The organism is Devriesea agamarum, assembly GCF_900070355.1.
GTDB classification, from domain to species: Bacteria; Actinomycetota; Actinomycetes; order Actinomycetales; family Dermabacteraceae; genus Devriesea; species Devriesea agamarum.
This window is the reverse complement of record NZ_LN849456.1, coordinates 1,986,293-2,007,311: the sequence shown is the minus strand read 5'-3', so window position 1 is coordinate 2,007,311 and position 21,019 is coordinate 1,986,293. Positions and strand designations below refer to the sequence as shown.

The following is a 21,019-nucleotide window of genomic DNA, read 5'->3' as shown; positions in this document are numbered from 1 at the left end:
CCTGGTGTGTCAGATCCGCATCGGCATGATCAGGTAGCGGTAGCTCTCATCGAGATCGCCTTCCAGGCTCTCCTGGCCGGTCAGAACCGATGCCTTGATCGAGTCGGTGAACGAGAGTCGCGCGAAGTCTGTGCCAAGTGCCCCGAGTCCGTCGAGGAGATAGCCGGAGTTGTAGCCCACCACGATGTCATCGCCTTCGAGTTGCGCTTCTAAAACCTCGGAGGCCTGCGCATCATCACCGGCTCCTGCTTCCAGCGCCACCTGGCCTTCGGTGAATGTCAGACGCACCGGGGTGTTGCGTTCGGCGACCAGGGACACGCGCTTCACAGCTTCGATTAACGGCTGGGTTGCCACGACCGCGGAGATCGGAACCGTTTCCGGGAAGAGTCGACGCACCGGCGGATAATCGCCATCGACCAGCGTCGATGTGGTCCGGCGTCCCCCGCACTCGAATCCGATGAGCTGGTGGCTACTACCTTCTGACAGGGCGAGATCCACGGTGCCGCCGGTGGCTAGCGACCGCGCGACCTCGTGCAGGGTGCGTCCGCGCACCAGGGCGGTGGCGTTGAGTGAGGGTGAATTCGGATTCCAGGTGAACTCACGCATGGCGAGTCGGTAGCGGTCGGTCGCCATCATGGTGATCTTCTCGCCCTCGATCTCGATTCGTACACCGGTCAAAAGCGGCAGGGTGTCGTCTTTGGAGGCGGCGATGGTTACCTGACCGATGGCTTCAGCAAATAGCTCGGCGGGAACCGATCCGGTTTTTTCGGGCATGGTGGGCAGTTGCGGGTATTCCTCTACCGGCATGATGGCCAGGGCGAACCGGGCTGATCCGCAGCGCAGTTGCAGTTTGGTGCCTTCGAGATGAACCTGCACATCCTTGTTGGGTAGGGCGCGGGCGATTTCTGCGAGCATTCGGCCCTGCACCAGGACCTCTCCCGGATCATCGACCTGCGCCGGAACGCGAATCTGGGCGCTGACTTCGTAGTCGAAGGTGGAAAGCTGCAGTTCACCAGCAGTGTCGGCCACAATTCGCACACCCTGCAGGATCGGCATTGCGGGCCGCACCGGGAGGGTTCGGGTGGCCCAGGAGACGGCGTCATTGAGCGCGCCGCGGTCGAGGTGGAACTTCACCGTCGCCACTTCCTTCACGTTGTCATCGAGTGTTTTTCGGTCATATTCAGGCAAAATAGGGCTTTATCTGGTCAGGTCTTCAGACCAAATGTGCTGTCCTGGCCCGGTTTGCGCGCTGGTGTGGTCTGAGGATCTGCATCTCACGTGCGCATCAGCTGTGCATTACCGGGAACTCCACCTTAGCCGGAGTCTCGCCTGCGCGGTCATGGTCTGCCCATGTGAGGACCCGTCCGAGCCTTTTCGCGAGCTTGGCGCAGCACTGCTCGTCATCCACATCTGATCGGCTATAGAAAGAAATACAGCTTATTAACGGCTGTTGATCCTGTGGAAAACACATGTTTTCCCTGATCACAGGCCCTAACGGGCCCGTGCACCGATCGTGGATTCTCCGGTGGGTTTCGTGGATACCCTGTGGATGCTTCACCGAGCCGTTTGAACGCTGTTCACATTGCTGTCATTCGGTTCCTGCGACAACAATTCCTTGCTCCACATTGTCCACAGAATTATCCACAGTGGGGATAAACGTCTCTGACGTGGGATGTCATTCCGTAGTGCGCTTTTACCGTGATCTGCGTCGCATACAGCGACGTACCTGATCCAGGTGACGTTCCGTGCCGGTATCTGGGGTAGAGCCGGTGCCCCACGCAGGTTCTCTCCCAGTTAGCGTCCGCTGCCGTTCTTGATCCGGGCCGTAAGTTCCGTGACCTGGTTGAAAATCGCGCGGCGCTCCTTCATGAGCTGCGAAATCTTCTTGTTCGCGTGAATCACTGTGGTGTGGTCACGCCCACCGAACTCCTGGCCGATCCGGATCAAAGGCAGGTCCGTCAGTTCGCGACACAAATACATGGCGATCTGACGAGCGGTAACTAGCACGCGGGTGCGGGCGGTTCCCTGCAACTGTTCCACGCTCAGACCAAAGTATGCGGCGGTCTGTGCCAGGATGTCCGTCGCGGTCACTTCGCCGGCATCTTCATTGGCGAGAAGATCTTTCATCACGGATTCTGCGAGCGAAACATCCATCGGCTGGCGCGACAGGGAATGTAGCGCCTGTACGCGGATCAGCGCGCCTTCCAGTTCGCGAATATTGGTGGAGATTCTGGATGCGATGTATTCCAGGACGTCGCGGGGAACTTCCTGGTTTCCTTCCATCTCCACCTTTTTCCGCAAAATCGCGATTCGGGTTTCGAGGTCGGGTGGTTGCACATCCGTCATCAGCCCCATCTCGAACCGGGAACGCATCCGGTCCTCAAAACCTCCGAGCTGCTTCGGGGGGAGGTCGGAGGTGATGACGATCTGCTTGTTCTCGTTGTGCAGCGTGTTGAACGTATGGAAGAAGGCTTCCATCGTTTCCGGGGCACGCTGAAGGAACTGGATATCGTCGATCAACAGGATGTCGATATCGCGGTACCGCTTATGGAACTCTTGCGCTTTACCGAACTGGCCGGACTGCACGGAGTTGATGAAGTCATTGGTGAATTCTTCGGAGTTCACATAGCGCACTTCGATGCCCGGGAACAGCGAGGTTGCGTAGTGTCCGACCGCATGCAGCAGGTGCGTTTTTCCAAGCCCGGATCCGCCATAGATAAATAGAGGGTTATAGGCCTTAGCAGGCATTTCGGCCACTGCCGAGGCTGCGGCTTGAGCAAAGCGATTTGATGCACCGATCACAAATGTGTCGAAAGTGTATTTTGAGTTTAGTCGGGATTGCGATCCGAGAGTGGACCCACCGTCCTCTGCCGGTGGCGTCGCAGGCATGGCATCGGTGCGCGGACGATCCAGATGTGGGCGGACGGGGATATCTGAATGCACAGTCGGCATGACCGGTGCGGAGGTTCTATCACCAGCACTCACGCCATGCTGAGACGGGATGGGCCGCGCAGTTATCGGCATGTCATCCACAGCGTTATCCACAGTGGGGCTCGGCGGTGGTGTGGGAGTAACAGCGGGCCGCTGTGGCTCCGACGAACGTGCGGCGGAAGCCCCTCGATGAGGCATTCCGTCGTTGTCGTCTCCGCCCTCCAAGAGGTTCTTATCAATGGTGACAGCGAAGGACGTCTCCCGTTCACGAACCTGCGAAAGAACTTCCCTCATCACCTCGGGGATTCGCTGTTCTAGCAGGTCTTTGGCATATTCGGCGGGAACAGCGATCAATGCTGTGTCACCGAAGAAGCCCATCAAGCGGGAGAACGTCAGGTAGGCCATCGCGCGCTCGGAGATTCGGTCGTCCTGGCGCAAGCGGGTGAGACACCGGGTCCACGTCTCATCTGGGTCAGAGGTATCCGTCGTCATCTCGTCTTCCGTCGGCAGGTGCGATGTCCACTTAGTTATCCACATAGTTTCACACCTGTGAAGCTGACGGCGTTTAAATGGACGGGACCACAGGTCACAGACCCCTCAGGGCAGAGGCTTATGACACTCATATGGGGATAGCTTTTGGGGATAAACAACCGCCGATTCCTGTCCGTCGCAGCTAAGACCAGTGATCAGAGCGATTTTGTTGAATGTGAAAACTGTGGATGAGTGATCGGCCTACAGAGCGGGCTGATGTGGGACAGATCCACATGAGATACCGACCACAAACCGTCTGACCTGCACCATTGCAATTGACCGGTCGGGAGACGGTGCGTATCGTGGACAAGTCTGTGCTGTAGGCGACCGGAGAATGCGCCTAGGGGCTCAACCCGGACCAGCTCAGCACCCCTAAGACGTCCAGTCCTTTCACCAGGAGAACGACATGACCAAGCGGACTTTCCAGCCGAACAACCGCCGGCGCGCCAAGAAGCACGGTTTCCGTCTGCGGATGCGCACTCGCGCTGGCCGCGCGATCCTCAACGCTCGCCGTCGCAAAGGGCGCTCCGAACTCTCGGCATGAGCCAGGCCAGGGTCGTGGTGTCTGACCCAGTCGGCACGCGCCGGTTGTGAAGGCCTGTCACCGGCTGCGGCGAGGGGAAGACTTCCGTCTCATCTCCCGCACCGGAGTACGAAGTGCACGAACCCACGTGGTGATTCATCTGTCGCCCCTACCCGGCGGCGAGAGTCCCCTCGTGGGTTTCGTCGTGTCCAAGAAAATCGGCACAGCTGTCCGACGAAACCTTGTGCGTCGGCGGTTGCGGCACATCATGACCCACCACCTCCCTCAGCTTCCCAGCAGCAGCGGCCTCGTTGTCCGCACCCGGCCAGGAATCGCCGACCTCAGCTTTAATGAACTGCAAGATGAGGTTGAGGATTGCCTTGCCAGCGTCATCTCCAAGTACGTTCGACGCTTTGTACCCAGCTCACCGGATGATCAGCCGTGATCCGCGCGCTGATGGCACTGCCCGGTAAAGCGCTGATGCTGCTCATTCGCGGCTACCAATTGGGAATATCCCGGTATACCCCACCAGCATGCCGGTACTATCCGTGTTGTTCCCAATATGGGTACGACGCCATCCGAATCCACGGCGCCTTCAAAGGAACCCTCCTGACCATATGGAGGCTTCTGCGCTGCAATCCGTTCTCCCACGGAGGCGTCGACCATGTGCCCGCCCCGGGGATGTGGTCGAATCCACGACATCGTGGCGACGACTGACCTCCCCACCATCTACTCTTGTCAGGTACCCGACCATGAGCCGACCGTTCGCATGACCGTCATGCGCTTCCCGGCGGCAGGAAGATCAGGCCGATGAATCCTCTCTACCCGATCGAATGGGCTGTCGCATGGATCATGGTGCAATTCCATGCCGTGCTGTCAGTCGTCCTAGATCCCGACTCTGGGCTGACCTGGCTGCTCTCGATTGTCGGCCTCACCGCCGTCATCCGCATCCTCATCATTCCGCTGTTCGTCAAACAGATCCGCGCCTCCCGGGCGATGCAGCTGGTCTCGCCGGAGATCCAGGCCATCCAGAAGAAGTACAAGGGCAAAACGGATCCTGCGTCCCGCCAGGCCATGACCCAGGAAACGATGGCGGTCTACCGCGAGGCCAAAGCCAACCCGTTCTCCTCCTGCCTGCCCGTGCTGCTACAGATGCCGATCTTCTTTGCGCTGTTCAGGGTGCTGTTTTATCAGCTTCCCGGAGCCGCGCAACCGGGCAGCAAGGGCTTTGGCCCGCTCACCCATGAGCTGGCCCAAAGCGCTCACGACGCTCACCTTTTCGGCGTCGGCATTTCAAACTCGTTCATCACCGACGGCGTGGCCCCGAAAATCTTCGCCGGGGTTCTGATCGCGGGCATGTGCCTGGTCACCTTCTTCACCCAGAAGGAACTGACCATGCGCAATATGCCGCCGACGGCCCTGGAGGGCCCGATGGCGAACACGCAAAAGGTCATGCTGTACACCCTGCCGTTCATCTACGTGCTGACGGGCCCGACCATGCCGATCGGTGTTCTGGTCTACTGGCTCACCACCAACGTGTGGACCCTCGTGCAGCAGTGGATCGTGATCCGCAATACCCCCACTCCCGGTTCACCCGCCGAAAAGAAACGCCAAGAGCGCATTAATGCGCGGCGCGTCCGCAAAGGTCTGGAACCCATCGACTTTACCCCCAAGAAAAAGACGCCCACGGCACAGGCTGCGGTCGAGCCCGTGCGCGTTCAGCCCGTGGGGAAGAAGCGATCCAAGGGGAAGAAACTCAGCGATGAGGAGAAGCTGCGCCGAGCTCGTGAAGCCCGCGCTAAAGCCCAGGAAGAACGGCGCAAACAGCAAGCCCAGAACAATTCCGCTTCCCGCGCGGGATCTGGGAATGCCGGATCCCGTTCCTCACGCAAAAAGAAAAAGTAAGACCTCGCAGCGGCGGAGTCGGGCTGCGGTGCCCGCTCCGCCCGCTGCGCATATGCCACGTAGGAAGGACCCCTGATGACCAATTCCCCCCTCCAGGATCCGGCAGCAGCCGACGACGTTGAGGCCGCAACATCCGTCCCCGATATTGATGTGACCGACGCCGATAACGCGGCGTCTGAGACCTCCGCAGATCACGGTGAAGCCAACCAGGATGCTGCCACGCAGCGCGAGAGCGAAACCCGCGATGATGTGCCCGAGGAGACCCCGCAGGAACGTTTGCGTCGCCTGGAAGAAGAAGGCGACATCGCAGCGGACTATCTCGAAGAACTTCTCGACATTGCCGACCTCGACGGCGACATCGATATTGATGTCGACGGTGACCGCGCCTCCGTCGAGATTCGCAGCGCCGACCAACTGGTGCGCATGAACGGAGCTAAAGGGGAACTCCTGGATGCTCTGCAAGAACTCACCCGCCTCGCCGTACAAACCAAAACCGGAAACCGGTCCCGGCTGATGCTGGATATTGGCGGATTCCGCGCCGACCGTCGACAGCAGCTTCAAAACGCCGCGGCCGCCGCCATCGCCGAGGCAACCAAGAGTGGTCAGCCAGTTGCGCTTGCCCCCATGAACCCGTTTGAACGCAAGGTGATCCACGACTGCGCGCGAGATCAAGGGTTGCGTTCCGAGTCTGACGGCGAAGCCAAAAACCGCCACGTCGTCATCTACCCGGAAGGCTGAGTTCCCGTGGCCGCCGCGCCGCCCCTGCCCGATACATATGCGCCGCTCGCCAAGCGCCTTTTCGGCGAGCGGATCCATCATGCCGAGGCATACGCTGAGCACCTCGCGACTAGTGGGGTGGAGCGGGGTCTGATCGGTCCGCGCGAGGTTGAGCGGCTCTGGGAGCGTCACATTCTGAACTGCGCGCTGCTCAGCGACGCCATCCCTTCCTCGGCGCGGGACGTGATCGATGTGGGATCAGGTGCGGGTCTACCTGGTCTGGTCCTCGCGATTGCCCGTCCAGATCTGCGGATCACCCTGGTGGAGACCATGCTCAGGCGCACGGTCTGGCTGACTGAGGTCGTGCAGGATCTTGGGCTTGACGTTGAGGTTCGCCGGGCGCGAGCTGAGACTTTGCACGGCGAGCTGGATGCGGACATTGTGACCGCGCGAGCCGTGGCGGCCTTGGATAAGCTCTCAAAGTGGTGCCTACCGCTCGTTCGAGACGGTGGCTCTCTCATCGCACTCAAAGGGTCCTCAGCCGCTCGCGAAGTGGAAGACGCCCAGCGCGTGATCACCGCTTGTGGCGGAGGCGCCCCGCAGATTGTGGAGCTAGGCGTCGGGGACGTGCCGAACCCCACTACAGTGGTGGTGGTGCAGGTGCACCGCCAGGGGCTGAGGAGCCGTCCGACGAGAGGAGAACGACGTGGTCGATGAGTCCGCGAAGGCCGCCGATTCCGACGGACCACTCGCCGATATCGGTGCCGATACCCCCCTTTTGCGGCAGTTGCAGCAAGACCACGCCCGTCGTCGGGAACTGGAGGGGCAAGTGTTTCCCACCCCAGCTGAGACCCGGATTTTCACCGTCGCTAATCAAAAAGGTGGGGTCGGCAAGACGTCAACCGCAGTGAATCTCGCCGCCGCCCTGGCCACAGGGGGCATGAATGTGCTGGTGATCGACGTGGATCCGCAGGGCAACTCCTCCACGGCCCTCGGCGTTGATCACCATTCCGGCGTCGTGAGCATGTATGACGTTCTGGTTGATTCGGTCCCCATGATGAATGTGGTAGCTGCCTGCCCGGATATTGAGAATCTCGAATGCGCTCCGGCGACCATTGAGCTGTCAGGCGCCGAGATTGAACTGGTGTCCATGGTGGCCCGGGAGAACCGGTTAAAGAATGCCATCGCTGAATATGTGCGCGAGCGCGAAAATATAGGGCAGAAGCGACTGGACTATGTGCTGATTGATTGCCCGCCGTCCCTCGGCCTGCTCACGGTCAATGCGTTGGTTGCAGCCCGTGAAGTTCTGATTCCGATCCAGTGCGAGTACTACGCACTGGAGGGGCTGAGCATGCTGCTGAAGAACATTGAGCTGATTAAGGCTCATCTCAACCCTGAGCTGATGGTGTCCACCATTTTGCTCACCATGTACGACGGGCGAACTCGTCTGGCCTCCCAGGTGGCCGACGATGTCCGCGCACATTTCCCGGAGCAGACCTTGGAAACCACTATTCCGCGTTCGGTTCGGGTGTCCGAGGCACCGAGTTACGGGCAGACGGTACTCTCATACGATCCAGGCAGTTCCGGGGCAATCGCCTACCGGGTAGCGGCGCGAGAGATCGCTATGAATGCTATCGGCTAGCGGGCGCATCCGATCAGGATGCTATAGACGAGAATAGACAACAGTAGATTTCGTAGAGGACGCGAGCGCGGTAGCTGTAAGGCCGTGGTTCGCAACGATGATGCGGAGGCCGAGCCACCGGTTATCGCGTTCCAGTACGGTACTGGCGCCGATATCGTGGACAGCTCAAGGCCGCATGACCGTGACTTAGGGTGAAGGACAGGACGAATGACCCAAAAGCGAGGACTCGGACGAGGTCTTGGCGCACTCATTCCCGGTGCGGCGACCAGGCCCACGACTCAGGTGCGCACCCCGGCGCACGAGTCTGACGACTCCTTGGCAGATGCGGCCGACCAACCCTCACCGAAGACACAGGTGAAGGAAGGCGATGGGATACGCGAGAATGCGGCCACATCCTCTAAAGCCGCTCGCAGGCCCGTCGATATGTTCTTTTCCGGCCCGCCGGTCGACTCCGACGTCGTGAAAGATTCCGGGTCGGGAACAACACGGTCGTCGGGCGTGCGTCGAGATCTTGCTGAAGACATGGCGCGTGCCGCCGCCGAGCGGAAGAACGGTGCCAAACGTACTGCCCGATCCCGTGCAACGGGTGGCGCTGCGTCTGCGGACAAAGCTGCTACGTCGGCGACACCGGCTAAAACTAAAAAGTCGAGCAGGTCTGCCGCGGCCAGCGGTAGCGCGGAGCCTACCGCAGCTGCTCAACCAACGGGGGCTGCTAAGTCATCTAGTGGTGCCCGGTCTGGCGATGATGCTAAGTCAGAGGGTGCTGCAACGACGAGCGGTGGCGCTCAGGCTGCGGGTAATGCCAAGGCGACGAGTCGTGCCAAGCTGACGGGTGATGCTGACGTGGCGGGTTCTGGTCAGGTACCTGGTGCTGTAAAACCGTCGAAAACGAAGGTAACCGCTGGCTCCGCTGGGGGTCGGGCCACGAAGGCCACCAAGAGTCCCGGTGGCAGTACAAAGGCTTCAGGTGGCACGACCAAGAGCACTGGCGGTAGCGCCGGTGAGGACGTTGGTGCCAAGGCGTCTGGTGACCGTAAGACCGAAGCATCTGGAGCCGCCAAGGCTAAAGCATCTATAACCGCTCAGGCCAAGGCATCCACACCGGATACTAGTGATGGTCAGGACAGTCTTTCCGATTCTAAGAAGGCGTCCTTGACGCCCACAGCATCTGGGACGACGGGTACGTCGCCGAGCCTGACCAGCGCGAAAGGGACGGCTGGAACTAAGCCTGCTGAGGAAGCGAAAGACGCGCAGACTGCACCGGATGTGCGAGCTACTAAGGGTGCGCAGGATCATCAGGGATCCAAGGGGGCTGAGGCTGGGAAGGGAGCGCCGGTTGCCGCCAGTACGCCGAAGAGCTCTGGTGACGCTCAGGATCAGCCCGCCCCGGTTATCAATGATGGGCCTGATTTGGTGTCGGTACCTGGCGCTGAATTCGCTGAAATTCCGATTGAAGAGATTCGCGAGAACCCGCGGAACCCACGCACGATCTTTGACGACGACGAGCTCGATGAACTCGCATACTCCCTGCGCGAAGTTGGAATGCTTCAGCCGGTGGTGGTGCGACCCATTTCCGCTACCGATGCTGGTGAGTCTTTTGAACTGGTCATGGGCGAGCGGCGTTGGCGCGCGGCCAGGCGAGCGGGACTCACCGCGATTCCGGCGATCATCCGTGAAACGAGCGATGATGATCTTCTGCGCGATGCTTTGCTGGAAAACCTTCATCGTACACAGCTGAACCCTCTGGAAGAGGCTGCCGCTTACCAGCAACTACTCGATGACTTCGGATGCACCCAGGATGAGCTAGGCGAACGGATTGGACGCTCCCGTCCGCAGATCTCCAACACTCTTCGCCTGTTGAAGCTACCGCCCCTGGTTCAGCGTCGTCTCGCCTCCGGTGCGCTCTCTGCGGGTCACGCGCGGGCTTTGCTCTCTTTGGATGATGCCGCCCTCATTGAGGAATTGGCCCAACGTATTGTCGCCGAGGGACTGTCGGTGCGCGCGGTTGAAAAGCTTGTGGCCGGCGGGACTCAGCCTGTGCGCGGCCGCACGGCACCGCGCCGGACGACGTACAACCCTCGGGTCGTCGACCTCACCTCTCAGATTTCAAACCGCTTTGAAGTTCCGGTTCGTATCGACATGGGCAAGCGCAAAGGAAAACTTACTCTGGAGTTTACTAGCCTGGATGAGCTGGAGCAGCTGGCTCACCGGATGGGAATCGACCTTCACATCGACGAACAATGATCTGAACGATCTGATGGGTGCCGATCGATCTGGCAATCGCCTGGTGTGTGTTTCACGGCTGTCGGTGGCCTGCCGATAGCTTTCTATAGTAGAACGGCACGTTTTCAGTGGTTTGAGGTGTTAAGTACGGCTTAAACCTTGGTCGGCTGGGTTTGACGATTTGGGGTTGCCGAATCTGATCGCACCCACTACTCATTGTGCGACGGTGAAGAGTGTTGTTTAAGTGCTCTTTAGGGTGTGGCGGGGCATCGTGTGTCGGGTCTGGCAGGGTTGTTTGGCTTGTAATGTTTGACGGTGTGAGGGTGTGACAAGTGGTTTGGCGGGTCAACTCGTCAATGTTGACCTCCACGTGTGAGCCCGGGTTTCTCTAAACATATGCCTGAATGGACTAGCGCGGGGATCTTCGTTGTCGCACTTTGGTTTGATTGTTTGGCCTATTTCTGCTGTGGTCGGTGAATAAACCTCGTGCAGTTGCTGGCAGCTTCGGCTCGCTTCAAGAAGGGATGAAGCCACAAGACGCAAACTGTGGGCAGTGCTGCTCTCGGTTTCACGTGAAACGTGGTGGATAAACGGAACTACCCTAAAACTCGTGTGGAACCCTTCTAATTTTTTGAGCGCCATCGGTCGTGCATCCATGGTTTCACGTGAAACACGAGGAGCATCTGGAGGATGCGAAGCCCGGAGAACCCAGCGATTTATGACCTGGAAAGCCGACGTCCATGATTCCGTTGTTTACCGTCTGGTGCCTCGCTGGGTGCGTCGCTGGGCCGCAATGTCGTAGCGTATCGATCTGGTCCAGAACAGATTCGCTCAGCTGCGCCTTCTGATGGCTGGCAAGACCATGTCTAGATGGTAGGCGGTACCTGGTCATGGTTTGTGCGTTTGTATTCCGCCAAGAACCTAGTCATCGCGCAATAGGCTAGGGAAACGTCTCATAGGCGTGTTGTGATCTAGGGAGTTGTACTCTCGCCCTAAGTAGATGGTGCTACCGCGGATAGGTTGTTACCTCGGATGGGCGCTTATTCTCTTTGAGCTGATAGGGCCAATGAGGTACCTATCTCTGTTGTAGGAAATGGCATCTCGTAGAAACAACGTGACCGCAGTCGAATGCCTCCCGTGATACCTAAACCCCATGAGGCGGCGATATATAGGAACCGTAAGTCCTGTTGGGAAGGCGAGGTGTCGTACTCTCCTTGACACATAGCCGACGTTCGGTGATGCGAGGGTGCACAGGGTTTTTTAACAAACTTCAAGAGTTGAGACGTGCTGCGTAGTACTAGATGGATCCGTGGCGATTGGAGCTCTGTATCGGATTCATTATGAGCTTTGAGGGGAAGATGTTGCGCGCTAGGCTGTTGTTGAAGAGTTGCTGTTGCCGTATGGCTCTGCCCTGTTGCCTTAAGGCTTTGCATCACCGTTGCGTGGTGCCCTGAAACCTCATGAGAGCAGGGAAAAGTGCGGCCAGTCGCGGATGGAATCGTCGTCGCTCTCTGGGGATTGATATTTTCCGTGAGCCGTTCGGTACCTAGGCCGCATCTGTTGTCCAAGTTGGGTACCTATGTGTTTCACGTGAAACGACTAGTAGCTACGGATACCGCGGTCACGTTGCGCAAGTGGTGTTGACTGGGAATGTTTTACGTGAAACCGGTCGAGTAGAAGGACTGGGCCGTTTTCTACGAAACCGTGCGCAAGCTTTAGTAGGTCTGAAGTGAGCCAAACGTTTTTGTGCGAGAGATGATGCGTTTTGCGGATATGGTTTCTCGCGAACTTGGCTCTCGGAGCGTTTGTCTAGAGTCTCGTTTCACGTGAAACCGGAAGGGTGCGATGAGCTAACGATGGTTCCATCTGAGATGAAAACATGACGAGTGATCGAGGTGGATAGCGGCTGCCCCACCTCTACAGAGTTCCTAGTTGGGGAACTAGGTAGCGATATGATCAAAAATTTGTCGCTATGTAAGGTCTGGCTGCCGAGCGGTAAGCGGCGATGGTAAAACCTAGCAAGGGTGCGATGGCTTGCTAAGCCACGAGGTTCAGGGCCGCTAGCGTCGAGATGTGCGAGGTTTTTAGGTGGCATGCTCTCGTGAGCTCCTTTTGAATACCGCTGTTTCACGTGAAACCTTAGGCTGGCGAAGTCCAACTAGTCTCACGCAGCTGGAGCTCGATCGAATTATGTCCCACCTTCAGATCTGGGCAGTGACATCGCGGTTTACCTACTGCGTACGTCGCTAGGTTGAGGACGAAGAGTTTTGATGCTCACCCTAAGAAGACGAGCAGGTAGAGCAGGTGGATAGACAGTATGAGACACCTACTGCAGGTTCCATCTCCTTGGTTAGGCGACTGATATCTAGGGCGTCCGTTTAGGTTTCACGTGAAACCTGTATTTGTCACGCAGCATGATCGAGATTCTGGACGAAAGATAGTCCACAGCGCTTCGCCTCGGGGTTATGGCTCTCGCATTTCAGATTTAGTTCTTCGCACCCGGATCCTCATAATCAGCGCAGGTACCTCGGAGACTTCTGAAGTGGCATCTCATAGAGACTGAGGAAAGCTCGCGCTTCTGAACCTATAGGACGTCACTGCTTGAGTGTGGCCAACCATGGCACGGAACGCTATGAGGTGTATTGTCCACAAACTATGGCGGTAGGTTTCACGTGGAACGTGATGGCTCGCGTATCTAGTCATGGACCAATGGGTATTCCTGTCCAAATCCTGAAGCGAAACCGAAACTTGTTGCCGTGCTTCACGTGAAATTCAAAGAGGGTAAACGTCGCCGAACTTGCCGCCTATGCTCCTCAAATTGAGAGCCTCGACGAGGCTGCATGATCTGCGACGCGCATGAACGCGCCAGCAAGGTCATGATCGTAGGCTAGAACACGTTCTTTTGTTTCACGTGAAACGATCACCACAGATGCTGTACGGACCAAGGCAGGACGGGCAGGTGTGTAGACGGCAGGTAGGTACTCGCCGATCCTTTGGTGCCTGTGCCAAAGCTGATCCGTGATCCGTGATCCGTGATCTGTGAGCCCCAAGCCCTACACCAGTGATGATTGCACGCTACCGATCGAAGTACTTAGTTATCGGTGGGGATAACAGATTCTTGAGAACGAAGTGAGTTTTCTAGACGATTAGGAACGGTCAGGTCCTTGAGTGTAGCGCCCATAAAGATGTGGATTCGATAATGTTTCACGGGAAACGCGAACATCTAGAGAAGACTCCCTGGGTTGCGTGAAGGTCTGGAGGTGAAGGGGTGGGCGAATGCACTACCTTCTGTACGCCAGGTCTGCAACCCGCAATTGGATGTTCATAGGAAGAGATGGGTGTGTCGCCATCTAAGGATGCGCCTGGTCTTTTGATCCTAGATCTGTGGGGAGGGATCGCTTGATCCGGAGAAAGGTATTTAGCTCCGAGGCCGGTTTGTGAATGGCGAATGATTAGGTGTCATTGGCGTTGGTACTAGCATTGGTTTCGCGCTGGTTTGGAGCCGATGTCAGCGAACATTCGACGTTGCTCGACGCTATGGTTCGCCAAGCCTAATCGCACCATTCGTATGGTAGACCCTGGTTTTGAGTAGCCCTAAGCCATAGGGTTACTCCCCGTGCAATCACAGAAGGTCCATCTTCTGCGTTAGTTGGGATACTTGTGACGGATCAAGCTAACTGTTCCGCATTCTTGCATGATCGATGATGTGATGATCAGAGTGAAAGCGCTTGGCCATAGGTTTTCTGGGAACCCGAGATGTGGTCCATCCAGGTGCAGTATGACTAGGCCGAGGTGATAGAGAGGTCTAAAAACCATTGTCTGCGGGGCCTATTGAGGTCGCTAGTCCGCCAAGATTCTAAGGTCTATGCAGGTTGGTAACCCCATCGGTCCGTCCAGCACAGGATTCAGACAACCTAAGTGACGAGCGCAAGGAGGCACTGGATATCTGGTAGATGGACCCTCTGCCCTATGCTCCATTGAGCAGGACAGTTCGGTTGCGGTGAATGGAGCGGAGCTGGTCGGTGTCAGGAGATTCCGGTGTGTCACGTGAAACCTCAAATTGCACACGCTGTTGTGGGTTCATGATGATGCTAAGGATCGCCGCAAAGGAGAACACACAACAGTGGATGCTGCTGTGGATAACCGCACGCTACAAAATCGTGTAGGTGTGTGGATAGCGAGGCGGCTTTGTTGATAATCCACGTTTCACGTGGTCATGGCACTCTGAGCAACTCACAAAATCAAAAGTTATCCACATGATGGGTACCAGAAACTGCTAACCAATCCGTTGCCCTGCGGTGGACATACGCTGCATCGAACGCGGAGTTCACCAAAGGCTAGCAGGCGATTACGTTCAGACTCGCGTAGATAACCCCATTCCACGTGGCCGTCTAATGTAAGAACTAATCACCGCTAACCAGTATCTACAACTACAACACCTAGATATGCTTATAGGTGACAAAACATATAAACAGCTCCCCATTTAATTACTAACTAGTAACCTGTGTTCTCCATGGCCGAGTCCTCAACGTGTACCGTCGTGCATGCTTGACGACTACGTTGAAAACTAGGCGTCGAGTCGGTTGTCCCGTTGGCTAGGTGCTCGGCTTTCATTCGTGCATCTTTCGACCAGGGATGCGATTTGGTGCTTGGCAGCGGATCCCGCTAACCGGTCCATCTCGTGTCCCGCAGGTTTGTCGTCGGAATCGAGTAGTTGCTCTCCAGGTATGAATTGTTGGCAAACCCAGGTGGGAAGGATTTGTAGACGATACGCGTCGATAACGCGCGGGTAGCGATCAACATCGCAGGCCACGGTGGTGACCGTATCGCCCCATCGTTGCGCAAGCTCTTCGGTTGCCAAACGCGCGGGGTTACACGCGGTGCGGCCTGGTGCGAAAAACAAAATGAGTCGTATATCGGGTGACCGGATATCGCGCACCCCATCACCCTCGGTTATCGTGCCCTCATGGCCCTCATGGCCCTCATGGCCCTCATGGCCCTCATGGCCCTCATGGCCCTCATGGCCCTCATGGCCCTCATGGCCCTCATGGCCCTCATGGGGTGAGTTTTTGCGGACGGTCGACACCGAGTCAGACTATCGCGAGAATGTACTGTCGCACCGACCTGTTTTACTCCCCACGGACACCATTCCTGCACTCAAGTTGATACTACGACGCACCTGACCATGGCCCTGTGTCGCGTGGAGGGGTTGAAACCATTAAGGTGTCAACCCCTCCGCCTGTGCTGTTGGCGGTCTACCAGCCTGTCCACCGCCTGCGGGAATCTAGCCCAACTGTGGCGGCTAGCTAGCTCGGCTGATCATCAACACCTATCGCGGTCCCTAGGTAGAGGCCTCTGACCGCAACCCTTGCCGCAGACACCTAGACCGAAGTTACATCTCTACTTAGCTTGCAGCCCCTACCTAGCTCGCAGTCCACACCCTGCGCCCGCCTAATCGTTTTGGGCGGCGAGCCAGCGTTCAGCGTCGAGAGCAGCAGAGCACCCGGAGCCAGCGGCGGTGATCGCTTGGCGATAGGTGTGATCGACCGCGTCGCCGCATGCGAAGACTCCGTCAACCGAGGTGTACGTGGAGCGGTCCTTGCAGACAATGTAGCCCTCGGAGTCCAACTCAATCTGACCTGCGAAAAGATCGGTGCGCGGCAGGTGTCCAATGGCCACGAAAAGGGCGGACACGTTTAGGGTGCTGTTTTCCCCAGTAACAGTGTCGCGCAAGGTCAAACCGTCAACGCTGTTCTCACCGTGGATCACGGTCACTTCCTTGTTCCAGAGCAGAGAAAGCTTGGGGTCGGCCTCGGCGCGGGCAGCCATGATCTTTGATGCCCGCAACGCGTCGCGGCGGTGAATAAGCGTGACCGAGGACGCAAAGCGGGTGAGGAATGTTGCCTCCTCGACAGCGCTATCGCCCCCGCCGACCACCGCAATGTCCTTGTCTTTAAAGAAGAAACCGTCGCAGGTCGCGCACCAGCTAACACCCCGCCCTGATAGCCGCTGTTCATCGGGAAGACCCAGTTCCCGGTATGCCGAGCCGGTTGCAAGAATGACCGACCGTGCGCGATAGACCGTGCCGTCATCTAAAGTGGCGGTTTTGATGTCCGAAGTGAGATCGACAGAAACCACATCTTCCATCACGATCTCAGCACCGAAACGTTCAGCCTGTTGCTGCATGTTGCCCATCAGGTCTGGGCCCATAATGCCGTCCGGGAACCCGGGAAAGTTTTCGACTTCGGTGGTCTTCATCAGGGCACCGCCGGACTCTAAGGCGCCTGCCAGGACGATGGGTCGAAGCTCAGCTCGGGCAGCATAAATCGCGGCTGTGTAGCCCGCGGGCCCCGAGCCAATAATGATGAGGTCGTGCAGAGGGCTTGTCGCCGACGGGTTCTCGGTCACAGGAATCCTTTCACAGGGTCAGTCGGCGTCGTCGCGAAAGCTCGACACGACGCGAACGTCGATGAGTGCGCCATGTTGCAAAACAATCAGTCCGTGGCGGAACACCAGGATCGCATGATTACACCGGCCCCGACATCAACATGACACTACCGTTCCACAGTATCGACGCGTCTGCAGAACTACTGTTTTGCATCCCACACGAGGACTGAACGACCAGCGCACCGACGGCTCCACCGTTGGTACGGAGCTCTTGGATTGTGCGCGGTGAGTGCACGATGATCCAACCGTGTTGATCACTGGGTGACCATTGGATTTCTTCTAACAGCAGGGCCGGTTCAGTCATCTTTAAGCGGCTCATACACAACGCCACATCAAAGGAAACCGGAGCGGGCTGACTTCCCGTGGTCACCAGTTTCTGCACTTCCTGACCGAGCCCAGTTTCAGAAACGACGGGTAAACCGGCTGAGTTGAGCGCTGGCGTGCTCTGGTTGTCGGCCGCTTGAACATCAGAGGTTGAAAAGGCGGTATTAGCCGTGGACATCACCAGTGCTTTAGATAGCAGAAAACCGAGCAGCATGGCGCAGACCATGAACACGATCAGCGTCCCTGTCGGAATGGTGCGGGGCCACCAACTGGCTGGGGAAGCCAAGGGAAGCCGGAGAGGTCGGAATCTACCAACACGCGCGCTCGACGAGGCCCCGGGACGGTGATCATTGGACTCCGACGCAGAGCTCTCGTCAGAGCCCTGGACAGAGCCGTGGACAGAGGAATCGACAGAGGCTTCGACAGGGGTCGCCTCCCCACCGGCACCTGCATTGCGCGTTTCCGCGATCCCAGCGCCGCGTTGCGATGCGAGATCGCTAGGACGTGTCATCGGCTCTGGATCACCGTGTGCCGAGCTCATACGCTGATCACTCGACGCTGACCTCGGAAATACGCACGCGGTAACCTCCCGCATCCGGCGGTAGTTCGGGGAACCAGATCATGAGTTGCTGGGCCTTAACCGGGTTCGGTGGTTGGAGTTTGGTATCACCATCGGCAAGCGGCTGAGACACGAGCACATCGCCAGGGCTACCATCCGCATTTACCTGCCGCAATTCAACCGTTCCGCCTGGAGTTGGCGAGGTGACGGTGACGGCGTGCACGTCGCTTTGATTTTGCAGCGCTATGAGAAGACCTTGGCCGTCTTTCATGCGGCCAAAGTTCGCATTCTTGTAAATCTTCGTTCGCCACTCGGTGGCCGGATTATCATCCGTGACATTCCCGGCTCGATCCTGGTAATCAGCTGCTCCAGAGGGCTGGGATACCACTGACACATTCCCAATCACGGGTGGGGCCGAGGTTGGGGTCGGGGTTGGTGAAGGAGTCACGTTCGCCGGTGGAGATGTCTGCCCAGAAGGAGCCGGCGCAGCGGATGCGCTATGCGTCGGAGCAGGTAAAGCGGTGCGGTCGCGGGTGACTGAGGTGATCGCGGTGATCGCGAGCACCAGGGCAAGCACGATCAGCACCAGGGCCCCGAGCAGAATCCAGCGTGTCTGATCAGACTTACCCTTCGCATCTTGCGGACCAAGGCGATAGGTGTCGGCATCGTCAGAAGCCATCGCCACCCCCATCACATCTCGGATGAGAGTGGTGGGCGATGAGTCCACGGACACGTTTCCTGTCGACTGGCTCAGAGCATTAGTGCTCGCAGTCCAGTCCCGATCTCGTCCAGGCACCACAATGGGGCCTGCTGGAGCTGGGGCCGGCACATCTAGCGCACTCAGCTTCACCGTTGCATCCGGGGGCTGCTGGTGTTTGCGCGTGGGCTGACCTGGGCTGATTGCGTTACGAACGTCGAGTTGCGGGTCGGTGTCCGAATGAGCAGGGGCACTGTGGCTTGATCCAGCCGCTGACTGCGAGGGCGGAGCTGATGGAGTGGACGGCATCGACGGGGGCGATGATATTGGCAGCGAGATAGGAAATGGTCGAGCTGATGCAGCCGCCTGTGGCAGAGCAGCTGTCGATGCCGCTGCCCCGGTCGAGGCGCCGGTCGAAGGGGCCGTGCGATCAGTATCAGAATTGATATCCAATCGGACGGGGTACTGCGACGCGGGACGGTCAGAAGTCAGAGCCAGGTCATTGACTAACGCGTGTGCGTCAGCGGCAGATTCGGAAATCTCCGCAGCGCCGTCCTGCTGTTCCTCGGGCGTCCCGTGAACTTGGCCGGTATGGTCGTCATCCCCAAACGTCACCGAGGAATCGTCCTGTTCATACCCTTCACCACCGGCGGATGTGCCAGCCTGAACGTCAGCAAAATCGCTCTGTGCGGTGACGCTATCCCCGTGTGGTGCGATGTTATCGCCGTGTGTGGCTACGTCATGCCCCTGCAGGGCTGCGTCATCCCCGTGTGCGGCTGCACTACCCCCGTGCAAGGTGGCACTATCATCCGGTGCAAAATCGCCATCGGTGTGGTCATCCTCAGCATCTGCATCATCCTGAGCAGCGGCAATGTGCGCCGGGGTGATGGTCGGAGCGCCCGGCCAGCCAGTGCGAGGACGTTCGGCGTCTCGAAGGAGACCCACGGTGAACTGCATGGTGGGAGATTGTTCGACATGGACCTCCGAATCATCGGATAGCTCAACGGAATCATCGGTCAGTTGATCGGCCTGTTCAGCTCTGTCGTGAACGCTATCCGCGGCCACATCGCCGGGTATATCCTCATGCCCGGGCTCATCCCCATGGTCTGGAATCTCTCCATGGTGGAGGTCATCGTTGGTGGCGTGCGCATCTTCGGCATCATCCGTGTTCTCCGCAGCCTCATCGGCTGCACCGATGATCGCTGTGCCTCCAGCATCGGCAGACCTGACATCGCCGTCAGTCTCAGCCTCGCTAGCAGCGCTTACGGTCTTAGCGAATGCGGTACCACCAGCGCCTACACCCCCGGCCAGCGCGGCGGCTCCGATAACGGTCGCCCCGGCGGCTGTCGCTCCGGCCACGGTTGCAGCGCTCGCCCCCGCGTCACCGATGGCGCCACCGGTCTTTGTGACAGCACCACCGCTATCCGCGGACACGCGTGGCATGAGAGCCGTCGGCACATCACAGACGTCGTCATAGTCATCAGACGCCTGATCGTAGGGCTCATCAGGAACAGGTGCGGACGGAGAATTTGGATCCCATGCCTCCAAGGTCACCGGAACCGACTGCCAGGGACGCAAATCGTCGACGAACTCGCGCACGGTTGCGGGGGCATCACTATCTCCGCGCAGCACCAGAGTCGTGAGCAGGTCGAGATCTTCGGGAATGGGCCGCGACACCAAGCTAGAAGGTGCCAGAACCTGACCGTCGTCATTGACGGCAGAATCATCAGACAGGGGATCAACCCCTGTCATCCCCTGAAACAGGATCGCAGCCAATGCGGTCACATCCAGCGAACTGTCAGATGCCACCGAGCTTCCTTCGGTGGCCTTGCTTCCACCAGCGGAAGTCTCATGGTGAGAGGTTGAATCATGCTCTGGGTCTGACGCCGACTCACCCTCACCGGGGCTGTGTGCCTGGGATGCTGGAACCGGGGCCTGAGCAATGACCGCGGCTTCAATACCGATCCCGACCACACTGACCCGTCCGGAATCGAGATTGACCCGGACTCGACGCGCATCGAGGTTCTGGTGGCGCAGTCCTCGTCGGCGCGCTGAGTCGAGGCCGAGAGCAGCTTCTCCGACAATCGAGCGAATAGTCTCAGGTCGCAATATTGAGCAGGACATAATGTCCCTGAGCGATGGGTCCGTGTTCCGTTCCATCACCACATAGCTGAACGAGTGACCGTCATCATCCTCAACGGTCTCAATGTCTATCAGCCGTGCCAGACGCGGACTTTGAACCAGGAATGCGCGACGAGCAGCATCAGCGGCTTCCAGCGCGGCTGGCCCTTTGACCAACACAACATCGACATCCTCGCCGTTTGGTAGCGCGCGAGCATGGTGATAACTCACCCCTGGCGGTGTGCGCGGGCCGAGATCAATGTCGCCGAGGATCTCCAACCGTCCCGCTAAGGGGCTGCTGTTGTGACGTTGCTCGTTCACACCTCGTCCTTATGTGGTCATCCGGGCTGTGCTCGCGCGGGAACATCGCGACGTTCCCGCACATAAAGCGGTCATGCT

Annotated in this window: 14 protein-coding genes; 8 read left to right on the top strand and 6 right to left on the bottom strand. The window is 58.3% G+C overall.

Annotation, left to right across the window (positions count from 1 at the left end):
* Positions 1-9: 9 nt before the first annotated feature.
* Together dnaN and dnaA are read right to left on the bottom strand one after the other, a co-directional pair.
* On the bottom strand, positions 10-1,134 hold the full coding sequence (gene dnaN / locus BN1724_RS08635; RefSeq protein WP_058235905.1) for a DNA polymerase III subunit beta: 1,125 nt from the start codon (positions 1,132-1,134) through the stop codon (positions 10-12).
* A gap of 660 nt (positions 1,135-1,794) precedes the next feature.
* Positions 1,795-3,468 carry a chromosomal replication initiator protein DnaA gene (gene dnaA, locus BN1724_RS08630; RefSeq protein ID WP_407919301.1) on the bottom strand — a complete coding sequence of 558 codons (1,674 nt, stop codon included), beginning with the start codon at positions 3,466-3,468 and terminating at the stop codon, positions 1,795-1,797.
* A gap of 400 nt (positions 3,469-3,868) precedes the next feature.
* Here dnaA and rpmH point away from each other — a divergent pair, with 400 nt between their 5' ends.
* The 8 genes from rpmH (at position 3,869) to BN1724_RS08595 (ending at position 10,493) form a co-directional block, all read left to right on the top strand.
* Positions 3,869-4,006 carry a 50S ribosomal protein L34 gene (gene rpmH, locus BN1724_RS08625; protein WP_058235025.1) on the top strand — a complete coding sequence of 46 codons (138 nt, stop codon included), beginning with the start codon at positions 3,869-3,871 and terminating at the stop codon, positions 4,004-4,006.
* A gap of 46 nt (positions 4,007-4,052) precedes the next feature.
* Positions 4,053-4,430 carry a ribonuclease P protein component gene (gene rnpA, locus BN1724_RS08620; RefSeq protein WP_084252907.1) on the top strand — a complete coding sequence of 126 codons (378 nt, stop codon included), beginning with the start codon at positions 4,053-4,055 and terminating at the stop codon, positions 4,428-4,430.
* Positions 4,427-4,702: a membrane protein insertion efficiency factor YidD gene (yidD, locus tag BN1724_RS12650; protein WP_407919300.1), complete on the top strand. Its 276-nt coding sequence runs from the start codon at positions 4,427-4,429 to the stop codon at positions 4,700-4,702. Before rnpA ends, yidD begins: the two co-directional genes overlap by 4 nt.
* Positions 4,703-4,795: 93 nt before the next feature.
* Complete coding sequence (gene yidC, locus BN1724_RS08615) at positions 4,796-5,890, top strand: membrane protein insertase YidC (protein ID WP_058235024.1); 1,095 nt, start codon at positions 4,796-4,798, stop codon at positions 5,888-5,890.
* A gap of 75 nt (positions 5,891-5,965) precedes the next feature.
* Positions 5,966-6,628, top strand: coding sequence for a R3H domain-containing nucleic acid-binding protein (locus tag BN1724_RS08610; protein WP_084252906.1), 663 nt, complete (start codon positions 5,966-5,968; stop codon positions 6,626-6,628).
* 6 nt (positions 6,629-6,634) lie between these two features.
* Complete coding sequence (gene rsmG, locus BN1724_RS08605) at positions 6,635-7,324, top strand: 16S rRNA (guanine(527)-N(7))-methyltransferase RsmG (protein ID WP_058235023.1); 690 nt, start codon at positions 6,635-6,637, stop codon at positions 7,322-7,324.
* Positions 7,314-8,249, top strand: a complete 936-nt coding sequence (locus BN1724_RS08600; protein ID WP_172797105.1) for a ParA family protein — start codon at positions 7,314-7,316, stop codon at positions 8,247-8,249. Before rsmG ends, BN1724_RS08600 begins: the two co-directional genes overlap by 11 nt.
* A gap of 207 nt (positions 8,250-8,456) precedes the next feature.
* Positions 8,457-10,493, top strand: coding sequence for a ParB/RepB/Spo0J family partition protein (locus BN1724_RS08595; RefSeq protein WP_058235022.1), 2,037 nt, complete (start codon positions 8,457-8,459; stop codon positions 10,491-10,493).
* A gap of 4,546 nt (positions 10,494-15,039) precedes the next feature.
* Here the strand turns inward: BN1724_RS08595 and BN1724_RS13335 are convergent.
* The 4 genes from BN1724_RS13335 to BN1724_RS08575 form a co-directional block, all read right to left on the bottom strand.
* Complete coding sequence (locus BN1724_RS13335; RefSeq protein ID WP_084252905.1) at positions 15,040-15,558, bottom strand: YbbN family protein; 519 nt, start codon at positions 15,556-15,558, stop codon at positions 15,040-15,042.
* A gap of 365 nt (positions 15,559-15,923) precedes the next feature.
* Positions 15,924-16,880, bottom strand: a complete 957-nt coding sequence (gene trxB, locus BN1724_RS08585; protein ID WP_084252904.1) for a thioredoxin-disulfide reductase — start codon at positions 16,878-16,880, stop codon at positions 15,924-15,926.
* A 118-nt stretch (positions 16,881-16,998) separates the two neighbouring features.
* Positions 16,999-17,754 carry a hypothetical protein gene (locus tag BN1724_RS08580; RefSeq protein WP_157085835.1) on the bottom strand — a complete coding sequence of 252 codons (756 nt, stop codon included), beginning with the start codon at positions 17,752-17,754 and terminating at the stop codon, positions 16,999-17,001.
* Positions 17,755-17,791: 37 nt separating this feature from the next.
* Positions 17,792-20,941 carry a protein kinase family protein gene (locus tag BN1724_RS08575; protein ID WP_058235018.1) on the bottom strand — a complete coding sequence of 1,050 codons (3,150 nt, stop codon included), beginning with the start codon at positions 20,939-20,941 and terminating at the stop codon, positions 17,792-17,794.
* Positions 20,942-21,019 lie beyond the last annotated feature (78 nt).